General features: G+C 74.6%; 9 protein-coding genes. 7 read left to right on the top strand and 2 right to left on the bottom strand.

Annotated elements, in window-relative coordinates:
- Positions 1-197: 197 nt before the first annotated feature.
- On the bottom strand, positions 198-1,019 hold the full coding sequence (locus ACFV4F_RS18940) for an ECF subfamily RNA polymerase sigma factor, BldN family (RefSeq protein ID WP_380446809.1): 822 nt from the start codon (positions 1,017-1,019) through the stop codon (positions 198-200).
- A 583-nt stretch (positions 1,020-1,602) separates the two neighbouring features.
- On the bottom strand, positions 1,603-2,622 hold the full coding sequence (locus tag ACFV4F_RS18935) for an HAD family hydrolase (protein WP_380503804.1): 1,020 nt from the start codon (positions 2,620-2,622) through the stop codon (positions 1,603-1,605).
- A gap of 118 nt (positions 2,623-2,740) precedes the next feature.
- On the opposite strand from ACFV4F_RS18935, the gene ACFV4F_RS18930 reads away from it, so the two are divergent.
- The 7 genes from ACFV4F_RS18930 (at position 2,741) to hemB (ending at position 10,153) form a co-directional block, all read left to right on the top strand.
- The gene (locus tag ACFV4F_RS18930; protein WP_363656471.1) at positions 2,741-3,025 is read left to right on the top strand and encodes a glutaredoxin family protein; all 285 of its coding nucleotides are present in this window, start codon (positions 2,741-2,743) and stop codon (positions 3,023-3,025) included.
- A 175-nt stretch (positions 3,026-3,200) separates the two neighbouring features.
- The gene (locus ACFV4F_RS18925) at positions 3,201-3,968 is read left to right on the top strand and encodes a PolC-type DNA polymerase III (RefSeq protein ID WP_380503801.1); all 768 of its coding nucleotides are present in this window, start codon (positions 3,201-3,203) and stop codon (positions 3,966-3,968) included.
- A 101-nt stretch (positions 3,969-4,069) separates the two neighbouring features.
- Positions 4,070-4,963 (top strand): redox-sensing transcriptional repressor Rex, encoded by an 894-nt coding sequence (locus ACFV4F_RS18920; protein ID WP_380446775.1) that lies wholly within the window; start codon positions 4,070-4,072, stop codon positions 4,961-4,963.
- 25 nt (positions 4,964-4,988) lie between these two features.
- On the top strand, positions 4,989-6,329 hold the full coding sequence (locus ACFV4F_RS18915; RefSeq protein WP_380503798.1) for a glutamyl-tRNA reductase: 1,341 nt from the start codon (positions 4,989-4,991) through the stop codon (positions 6,327-6,329).
- A gap of 41 nt (positions 6,330-6,370) precedes the next feature.
- Positions 6,371-7,378 (top strand): hydroxymethylbilane synthase, encoded by a 1,008-nt coding sequence (gene hemC, locus ACFV4F_RS18910; protein WP_380496638.1) that lies wholly within the window; start codon positions 6,371-6,373, stop codon positions 7,376-7,378.
- 73 nt (positions 7,379-7,451) lie between these two features.
- Complete coding sequence (locus ACFV4F_RS18905; RefSeq protein ID WP_380446767.1) at positions 7,452-9,101, top strand: uroporphyrinogen-III synthase; 1,650 nt, start codon at positions 7,452-7,454, stop codon at positions 9,099-9,101.
- Positions 9,102-9,172: 71 nt separating this feature from the next.
- Positions 9,173-10,153 (top strand): porphobilinogen synthase, encoded by a 981-nt coding sequence (gene hemB, locus ACFV4F_RS18900; RefSeq protein ID WP_380446765.1) that lies wholly within the window; start codon positions 9,173-9,175, stop codon positions 10,151-10,153.
- The last annotated feature ends 104 nt before the right edge of the window (positions 10,154-10,257 follow it).

The raw sequence follows: 10,257 nt of genomic DNA, 5'->3' as shown, positions 1-10,257 counted from the left end.
CGCGGGGCGGGGGCCGTCATGCACAGCGCCCCCGGGGGGGGCGGGGCGGCGGACACCCCACCAATAAAGATCGCCCCCAGCCTCCCCCCCTATCTGCCCCCCCCCCACCGGTGGTGACGGACCGACGGCTCGGGCCCGGTGGGGTATCTCCCCGTCGGCGCCGCACGCGGCCGCCGCTGCCCGCACGGCCGTGCGCCTCATCGCGCGTCGGGCGGGAGCAGGCGGGCCAGGGTGCGGACGGCCCGGTACTGCAGCGTCTTGATGGCGCCCTCGTTCTTGCCCATGATCCGCGCCGTCTCGGCCACCGAGAGCCCTTGCAGGAAGCGGAGCGTGACGCACTCCTGCTGCTGCGGGTTGAGCCGGCGCACCGCGTCGAGCAAGGCCGCGTTGGAGAGCGACTCCAGGACCGACTCCTCCGGGCTGCGCTCGCACTCGTTGGAGTCGAGCATCTCGCCGGTGGTGACCTCCAGCCGGAAGCGGCTGGACTTGAAGTGGTCGGCGACCAGGTTGCGGGCGATCGTCACGAGCCAGGCGCCGAAGTCGCGGCCCTGCCAGGTGAAGGTGCCGATCCGGCGCAGGGCGCGCAGGAACGTCTCGCTGGTGAGGTCCTCGGCGGTGGCCCGGCTGCCGACCCGGTAGTAGATGTACCGGTAGACGGTGTCCGAGTAGTGGTCGTAGAGGCGCCCGAAGGCCTCGCTCTCGCCGGCCTGGGCCCGCTCGACCAGCTCCATGATCGGGTTGTGCTCGGTCTCGTAGCCCGGGGTGGGCGCGGTGCGCGTCCGGCTGCGGCCGACGCCGGTGGTGCCGGTGCGGCCGCGGGAGCCGGTGCCGGCCGAGCCGGCCGCGGTGGTGCGCAGCGCGAGCCCGGGGGCCGGCTGGGGCCCGAGTGCCGCCCCGGCCGGGACGAGCTGGGGCGAGACGGCGAGCTGGCTGAGGAGCAGGCTGCGCAGCAGGTCGAGGCCGGTGGAGATCTGCCGGGTGGTGACCGGGCGACCGCGGAGGCCGGTGCGGGGGCGCAGGGGCGCGGACGACGGGCGGGAGGGTGCAGGCGCGTCGTTCCGGACGGGTGGGTACACGGGACTCCCAGAGGCAGAACTGTGGACGGATCACCTCCGCCTGCGCGGAGAGCACGCCACCATGGCCCGTTCGGACGGGGCGGTCGGGTGACGCGCATCCAGGAGAGAATAACGCTTTGTGCAATGACAGCTACACCGTGTGGTCGAAGTGGTCGCTTGGGATCCATTTCGCGTGCATATTCGGCTGACACTGACCGATCGTGTCACCGTTCATCCGGCCCAACGTGACCGAACGAGCGCTCAGGGTGACCAATTCGGCGGTCCGGTGGGCGGTTTCCCTGCCTTGGGGCTCGGTAATCGCCGACTTTCCCGGTCTGGCGAACGATCAGAACCGGTCAGCGGGTATCAGGTTCGGGCAACGGGGTCGGACGGCCCTGCCGTGGACCGGAGTTCGCCCGTACGAGGGGCCAGGTCAGCGGCCCTGTTGACGTCTGGTCACCCGTGAAGGGGAAGGCCGTGCGAGGGAGTTCGGAGCGGCTCCGACGGCAACTCGCGCGCGTCGGGGAGTGGCGGAACGTGCGCGGGATCACGCGCGGCGGCGCCGCCGGTGCAGCGCGACCCCGGCGGCCGTCGCGCCCGCGAGCACGCCGAGCGCGGCCGCGGCCGGCAACCCGATCCTGGCCGCCTTCCGCCCGGTGCGGAAGTCCCGCACCCGCCAGCCCTGGGCGCGCGCGTGCCGGCGCAGCGCGCCGTCCGGGTTCACCACGTACGGGTGGCCGACCAGGGAGAGCATCGGGATGTCGTTGGCCGAGTCGCTGTACGCGGCGCAGCGGTCGAGGTCGAGCCGCTCGCGTCTGGCGAGCGCGGAGACCGCGGCGGCCTTGGCGGGGCCGTGCAGCAGCTCGCCGACCAGCCGGCCGGTGTAGAGCCCGTCGCGGGCCTCGGCGACGGTGCCGAGCGCTCCGGTCATGCCGAGCCGCCGGGCGATCACCCGGGCCACCTCCAGCGGGGCGGCGGTGACCAGCCAGACCCGCTGGCCGGCGTCGAGGTGCATCTGGACCAGGGCGCGGGTGCCGGGCCAGATCTTGTCGGCGACGACGTCCTCGAAGACCTCCTCGCAGAGCGCCTCCAGCTCGGCGGTGGCCTTGCCGGCGACGAGGCCGAGCGCGGTGTGCTGGGCGTCCGAGATGTGGTCCGGGTCCTCGGCGCCGTGCAGCCGGAACCAGGCCTGCTGCCAGGCGAAGCGGGCGATGTCGCGGCGGGTGAGGAAGCCGTGGCGGTACAGGCCGACGCCGAGGTAGAAGATCGCGGCGCCGCGCAGGATGGTGTTGTCGCAGTCGAAGAAGGCGGCGGCGTGCGGGTCCCCGGGCTCGGGGGTGTGGTTGCCTGCGGGTGCCTTGGGGGCCTTCCCGGGCCTGCCGGTGGCCGCACCGGGGGCCGTGGTGGGTGCGCCGGGGGTGTCGGCGGCGGTGTCCGCGAGGGCTCCGGCCGGCTCGGGCTCGGCGCGCAGGGCGGCCTCCGCCGCCTCGGCCGCGGCCTCGCCCGCGAGGGCGGTCAGCTCGGTGGTGGGGCGCCTTGCGCGGGTGAGCCTTCGGAGCACGGCCATGTCATCGAGCATAGCCAGCCGGGCGCGCAGCGGCCGTGACGGCGGCGTGCCCGTGCGGTGAACAGAGCGCTGCGCGGCCGGGCGCGGGGCCGCCGCGGGCGGGGCGGACAATGGCCGGGTGAGCCCACTGCTGCGACGTGACAAGAGCCCGAAGCCGTCCCCGGCGGACCGTACCGTGACCCTGGTCGGCAAGCCCGGGTGCCACCTGTGCGACGACGCCCGGGAGGTGATCGTCCGGGTGACGGGGGAGCTGGGCGCGGCCTTCGAGGAGAAGGACATCACCCAGGACGAGGAGCTGTACCGGCTGTACTGGGAGCAGATCCCGGTGACGCTGATCGACGGCCGCCAGCACGACTTCTGGCGGGTGGACGAGCGCCGCCTGCGCGCCGCGCTGGGCGGCTGACCCCCCTCCGCCGCCTTTTCCCGGGCTCCGGCCGTCCCCCCCCGCCGACCGGCGGGGGCGAGTCGCCGAATCGTTGCCAAACCCACTCCGAACCGGCGATGTCGGAGCGTGTTCGTCGGCTTACGATCGAACTCGTTTGCGCCCGTGGGGGGCTGAGCACACGAGGAGTGCCGCCATGCTTCCCGGTCCCACCCCCGCGCCCTCCGAAGCCCCGGACGGTGCCGGGGCCCAGGGCTTCGCCGTGGTGGACGTGGAGGCGACCGGCCGGAGCCCGTGGCGGCACCGGGTGGTCGAGATCGCGGTGGTCCTGCTGGACGGCGAGCTGCACCCGGAGGGCGAGTTCGCGACCCTGCTCGACCCGCTGGGCCCGGTCGGCCCGACCCACGTGCACCGCATAAGCCAGGCGGACGTCGAGGGCGCCCCGCGCTTCCGGGAGATCGCGCCGCGGCTGCTGGAGCTGCTGGCCGGCCGGGTGCTGGTGGGGCACCACGTGAGCTGCGACCACGCCTTCCTGGACCGTGAGTTCGCCCGCATCGGCGTGCCGCTGCCGCCCGTCCCGCTGCTGTGCACGATGCGGCTGGCCCGCGCGCTCCTGCCGGAGGCCCGCGGCCACGGCCTGGCGGCCTGCGTGGAGGCGGCCGGCCTCGGCTGGTACCCGGCGCACACCGCGCTCGGCGACGCCCGGGTGACCGCCGAGCTGCTGCGCCACTGCGTGGGCGTCCCGGGCGGCCCGCCGGACGACCTGGCGCCGGACGACCTGGCGGGGGCGCTGCGCGAGGCGGCCCTGGTGCCGTGGCCGCGGCTGGGCCGGGCCCGTTCCCGCCCGTCCGGGGCGGCCGTCCCGCTGCTGCGCCGGGAGGCGCCGTACGGCCCGTGGCTGCCCGGGGTACCGGCCCCGGCCGTGGTCCTGACGGACTGCGGTGCTATGGGTTCGACGGCGTGATGCGCATCACTGTGCGGGGACAAATCGGACACCATCTTTGTGCACACGTTCACAAACGCATAGCCTGGCTGCCAAAGCCCAGCTTCACCCACAGGAGCACCGTGGCAATCGGCCGATCACCACAGAGCAGTTCGCAGACGCCCGACCAGGGCGCCACGCGCCGACCCTCGCGTGCCCGGGGCATCCCGGAGGCGACCGTCGCCCGCCTGCCCCTCTACCTGCGGGCCCTCACCGCGCTCTCCGAGCGCTCGGTGCCGACCGTCTCCTCCGAGGAGCTGGCCGCCGCGGCCGGGGTCAACTCCGCCAAGCTGCGCAAGGACTTCTCCTACCTCGGCTCCTACGGCACCCGCGGTGTCGGCTACGACGTCGAGTACCTCGTCTACCAGATCTCCCGCGAGCTCGGCCTGACCCAGGACTGGCCGGTCGTCATCGTCGGCATCGGGAACCTCGGCCACGCCCTCGCGAACTACGGCGGCTTCGCCTCCCGCGGTTTCCGGGTCGCCGCCCTGCTGGACGCCGACCCGAACGTCGTCGGTTCCACGGCGGCCGGGCTGCCGGTGCGCCACATGGACGAGCTGGAGTCGATCGTCGAGAGCCAGCACGTCTCGATCGGTGTCATCACCACCCCGCCCGGTGCCGCCCAGCAGGTCTGCGACCGCCTGGTCGAGGCCGGCGTCACCAGCATCCTCAACTTCGCCCCGACCGTGCTGACCGTCCCGGACGGCGTGGACGTGCGCAAGGTGGACCTCTCCATCGAGCTGCAGATCCTGGCCTTCCACGAGCAGCGCAAGGCCGGCGAGGAGCCCGACCGCACCGAGTCGGTGCTGGACCGTGCCCCCGGCCCGGTCCGCGCCGCGGCCGCCAAGCTGCGCCGCGCGGCCGGCGGCAACGGCAAGGGCCGCGCCGAGACCACCGCCAAGGACCAGGCCGAGCAGGCCAAGGGCAAGCCGGCCAAGGGCGGCGAGGGCGATCTGTCCGCGGTGATGCCCGCATGAACACGAAGATCTGTGGGGGGCGGGCGTGAGTCTTCTCGTCGTAGGACTGAGCCACCGGACGGCCCCGGTCGGCGTGCTGGAGCGCGCCGCGCTGACCGGTGACGCGCCGACCCGGCTGCTGCACGACGCCGCGGCCACCGCGACCGTCGCCGAGGCCGCGCTGCTCAACACCTGCAACCGGATCGAGCTGTACGCGGACGTCGACAAGTTCCACGCCGGCGTCGCCGAGCTGTCCCTGCTCCTGGCCCACCACAGCGGCGTGGACCTGGAGGAGCTGACCCCCCACCTCTACGTCCACTACGAGGACCGCGCCGTCCACCACCTCTTCTCGGTGGCCTGCGGCCTGGACTCGATGGTCGTCGGCGAGGGCCAGATCCTCGGCCAGCTGCGCGACGCGCTCGCCAAGGCCCAGGAGGAGCACACCGCCGGGCGCGACCTGAACGAGCTGTTCCAGCAGGCGCTGCGGGTCGGCAAGCGGGCGCACAGCGAGACCGGCATCGACAAGGCCGGCCAGTCGCTGGTGACCTTCGGCCTGGAGCAGGTCGCGGCCGGCGCGGGCGAGATCGCCGGCAAGCGGGCCCTGGTGGTCGGCGCCGGCTCGATGAGCTCGCTGGCCGCCGCGACCCTGGTCCGCTCCGGCGTCACCGACCTGCTGGTCGCCAACCGGACGCCCGCGCGCGCCGAGCGCCTGGTCGAGATCCTCGGCCCGGGCGTGGCCCGCACCCTCGACCTGGCCAAGGTGCCGCAGGCGCTGGCCGACGTCGACCTGGTGATCTCCTGCACCGGCGCGGCCGGCGTGGTGATCCGCACCGAGGACGTCGCCGCCGCGGTCGCCCTGCGCCGGGCCGAGCAGCCGCTCGCCCTGCTGGACCTCGCGATGCCGCGCGACGTCGACCACGCGGTGCACGAGCTGCCCGGCGCCCTGCTGGTCGACCTGGAGAGCCTCTCGCACGCGCACGCCGCCAGCCCCGGCGCGGGCGACGTGGACGCCGTCACCCGGATCGTCGCGGACGAGGTCACCGCGTTCGGCGCCGCCCAGCGGGCCGCCCGGATCGCGCCGACCGTCGTCGCGCTGCGGTCGATGGCCTCCGACGTCGTCGCCGCCGAACTCGGCCGGCTGGACTCCCGGCTGCCCGACCTGGACGAGCGCTCGCGCGCCGAGATCACCCAGACCGTCCGGCGGGTCGTCGACAAGCTCCTGCACGCACCCACCGTGCGGGTCAAACAACTCGCCGCCGAGCCCGGCGGCGCCTCCTACGCGGACGCCCTGCGCGAACTGTTCGACCTCGACCCGGCGGCCGTGCACGCCGTGTCGGGCACGCCCGTCGGCGGCCGGCCCCAGCCCTCGGGCGGGAGCGCCGGATGAACCGTCAGCCATCCCACGAGTACCACCGGGACGATCACCTCATGAATGGTCAACCGATCACGGAGCAGGCTCCGGCCGCCCCCGCCCTGCGGCTCGGCACCCGGCGCAGCGCGCTCGCCATGGCCCAGTCGGGCATGGTCGCCCGCGAGGTGACCAGGCTCACCGGGCGCGCCGTCGAGCTGGTCGAGATCACCACCTACGGCGACACCTCGCGCGAGGCGCTGGCCCAGATCGGCGGCACCGGCGTGTTCGTCTCCGCGCTGCGCGACGCGCTGCTGGAGGGCCGGATCGACTTCGCCGTGCACTCGCTGAAGGACCTGCCCACCGCCGCCCCCGAGGGCCTGGTGCTGGCCGCCGTCCCCGAGCGCGAGGACGTCCGCGACGCCCTGGTCGCCCGCGAGGGCCTGGCCCTGGACGAACTGGTGGAGAAGCTGGCCGGCGCCGGCCGCCCGGCCCGGATCGGCACCGGCTCCCCGCGCCGGATGGCCCAGCTGAACGCCTGGGCCGCCGCCCGCGGCGCCGCCCTGGAGACCGTCGCGATCCGTGGCAACGTGGACACCCGGATCGGCTATGTCACCAAGGGCGAGCTGGACGCCGTGGTGCTCGCCACCGCGGGCCTGAACCGGCTCGGCCGCAGCGCCGAGATCTCCCAGCACCTCGACCCCGAGCTGATGATCCCGGCCCCCGGCCAGGGCGCGCTCGCCATCGAGTGCACCAGCGCCGACACTGACCTCGCCGCCGCGCTCGCCGCCCTCGACCACGCCCCCACGCGGGTCGAGGTGGCCGCCGAGCGGGCGCTGCTGGCCGCCCTGGAGGCCGGCTGCTCGGCGCCGGTGGCCGGGCTGGCCACCTGGGGCCGGCCGAACGAACTGCGGCTGGAGGGCGTGGTCGGCACCACCGACGGCGCCACCCTGCTGAAGATGTCCGCCAACGGTCCGATCGTCCTCGACGAGACCGCCGAGCAGCAGGCGACGGCCCTCGGCCGCGCGCTGGCCGCCCGGCTGCTCGACGCGGGCGCGGCCGCCCTGATGGGGGAGCGAGCCCGATGAGCGAGCGAAGCGAGCGAATCATGAAGAGTTGCGCGTTTCGCGAAGAGACCGCCGAGCGCAGCGAGGTGGGCGCATGAGCCCCACCGCCGCCACCGACATCCCGTTCCCGGGCGGCCAGTCCGCCACCGGACGGTGCACCTTCCTGGGCGCGGGCCCCGGGGACCCGGGGCTGCTGACCCTGCGCGCGGTCGAGGTGCTGTCCTCGGCCGACGTCCTGGTCGCCGATCCGCTGACCGCCGCCGCCGTGCGCAGCCACTGCCCGGCCGGAGTGCAGGTGCACACCCCCGGCGCCGAGGGCGTCGAGCTCGACCTGGCCAAGCTGGTCGCCGAGGCCGTGCGGGCCGGCAAGCACGTGGTCCGCACCGTCGACGGCGACCCGGGCCTGGACGGCTGCGCCGCCGAGGAGATGCTCAGCTGCGCGGGCGACGGGATCGCCTTCGAGGTGATCCCGGGCGTCGCCCAGTCGGTCGGCGTGCCGGCCTACGCGGGCGTCCCGCTGCGCGGCTCCGCCGGTGCGGACGTGCGCTTCGTCGACGGCGCAGCGCTGCTGGCCGGCGGCCCGGTCGACCTGGGCGCGCCGGAGACCACCCTGGTGGTCCGCACGACGCTGGGCCAGCTGCCCGCGACCGCCGCCGCACTGGTCTCCAACGGCCGCAAGCCGGAGGCGGCGCTGAGCGCGACGCTGTCCGGCACCACCACGCGCCAGCGCACCTTCACCTCGACCCTGTCCGGCATCGCGGCCGACCTGAAGGCCGCCCGGGTGCTGCCCTCGCCGGTCTCGGCCCCGGTCGACCCGGCCACCTCGGTGATAGCCGTGGTGGGCGAGCAGGTCGCCCACCGCGCCTCGCACTCGTGGTTCGAGACCAAGCCGCTGTTCGGCTGGAACGTCCTCGTGCCGCGCACCAAGGAGCAGGCCCACGGCCTGTCCGAGCAGCTGCGCTCGTACGGCGCGGTGCCGCAGGAGGTGCCGACCATCGCGGTCGAGCCGCCGCGCACCCCGCAGCAGATGGAACGGGCCATCAAGGGCCTGGTGACCGGCCGCTACGAGTGGATCGCGTTCACCTCGGTGAACGCCGTCCGCGCGGTCCGGGAGAAGTTCGAGGAGTACGGCCTGGACGCCCGCGCGTTCGCCGGCATCAAGGTCGCGGCGGTCGGCGAGACCACCGCGCAGGCCCTGGTGGACTTCGGCGTGAAGCCGGACCTGGTGCCCTCCGGCGAGCAGTCCGCGGCCGGCCTGCTGGAGGACTGGCCGCCCTACGACCCGGTGTTCGACCCGATCGACCGGGTGCTGCTGCCGCGCGCCGACATCGCCACCGAGACCCTGGTGGCCGGCCTGGTCGAGCTCGGCTGGGAGGTCGACGACGTGACGGCGTACCGCACGGTGCGCGCCTCGCCGCCGCCGGCCGAGACCCGCGAGGCGATCAAGGGCGGCGGCTTCGACGCGGTGCTCTTCACCTCGTCCTCGACCGTGCGCAACCTGGTCGGCATCGCCGGCAAGCCGCACAACGTCACCGTCATCGCCTGCATCGGCCCGGCCACCGCGAAGACCGCCGAGGAGCACGGCCTGCGGGTCGACGTGATGGCCCCGGCCCCGTCGGCGGCCGCGCTGGCCCAGGCGCTGGCAGACTTCGGGGCCAAGCGCCGCGACACCGCGACCGCTGCCGGTGAGCCGGTCTACCGGCCCAGCGAGCGCCGCCCGGGCTCGCGCCGCAAGGCCCGCTGACCCCTGTCCGGGACCCGGGGGCGGCGATCCCGTCGCCCCCGGAGCTGCACCACCGTTCGGAGAGAGAAGCCGTGTCCGCTGAATTCCCGTACGTTCGCCCCCGCCGGCTGCGCCAGAGCCCGGCGATGCGCCGTCTGGTCGCCGAGACCCGGCTGCACCCGGCGGAGCTGATCCTGCCGCTGTTCGTCCGCGAGGGCGTCAGCGAGCCCGTCCCGGTCGGCTCGATGCCGGGCGTCGTCCAGCACACCCGGGACACCCTGCGCAAGGCCGTGGTCGAGGCCGCCGAGGCCGGGGTCGGCGGCGTCATGCTGTTCGGCGTCCCGCTCGTGCAGGACGCGATCGGCAGCGAGGGCACCAACCCGGACGGCATCCTCCAGCAGGCGATCCGGGACGTCGTCTCCGAGGTCGGCGACTCCCTGGTGGTCATGTCCGACCTGTGCCTGGACGAGTACACCGACCACGGCCACTGCGGCGTGCTGGCCGCCGACGGCAGCGTGGACAACGACGCCACCCTGGAGCGCTACGCCGAGATGGCCCGGGTCCAGGCCGACGCGGGCGTCCACCTGGTCGGCCCGTCCGGCATGATGGACGGCCAGATCGGCGTCGTCCGCCGGGCGCTGGACGAGGCCGGGCACCAGGACACCGGCATCCTCGCCTACACCGCCAAGTACGCCTCGGCCTTCTTCGGCCCGTTCCGCGAGGCGGTCGGCTCCTCGCTCAAGGGCGACCGCAAGGCCTACCAGCAGGACCCGGCCAACGCCCGCGAGTCGCTGCGCGAGCTGGAGCAGGACCTCGCCGAGGGCGCGGACATGGTGATGGTCAAGCCGGCCATGGCCTACCTGGACATCCTGCGCCAGGTCGCCGACGCCTCGCCGGTCCCGGTCGCCGCGTACCAGGTGTCCGGGGAGTACGCGATGGTCGAGGCCGCGGCGGCGAACGGCTGGATCGACCGGGAGCGGATGATCATGGAGACGCTCACCTCGATCCGCCGGGCCGGCGCCCAGCAGATCCTCACCTACTGGGCGGTCGAGGCCGCCGCGATGCTCAAGTAGCCGTCGTTACCCGCCCGCTCGCCTCCGGGCGCGCCCTTCGGCTCGGGGCGGGGACGGGGGTGTGGGTGGAGGAGGCAACACCCCCCGCGGCGGAGAGGCCGGCC

Source organism: Kitasatospora sp. NPDC059722, assembly GCF_042733235.1.
Classification (GTDB): Bacteria; Actinomycetota; Actinomycetes; order Streptomycetales; family Streptomycetaceae; genus Kitasatospora.
This window is presented reverse-complemented; position numbering and strand designations above follow the sequence as displayed.

Excerpts from the sequence above, each read along its gene's own strand:
- ACFV4F_RS18935 (WP_380503804.1), bottom strand. The coding sequence starts at position 2,622 with ATGGCCGTGCTCCGAAGGCTCACCCGCGCAAGGCGCCCCACCACCGAG.
- ACFV4F_RS18925 (WP_380503801.1), top strand. The coding sequence starts at position 3,201 with ATGCTTCCCGGTCCCACCCCCGCGCCCTCCGAAGCCCCGGACGGTGCC.
- hemC (WP_380496638.1), top strand. The coding sequence starts at position 6,371 with ATGAATGGTCAACCGATCACGGAGCAGGCTCCGGCCGCCCCCGCCCTG.
- ACFV4F_RS18905 (WP_380446767.1), top strand. The coding sequence starts at position 7,452 with ATGAGCCCCACCGCCGCCACCGACATCCCGTTCCCGGGCGGCCAGTCC.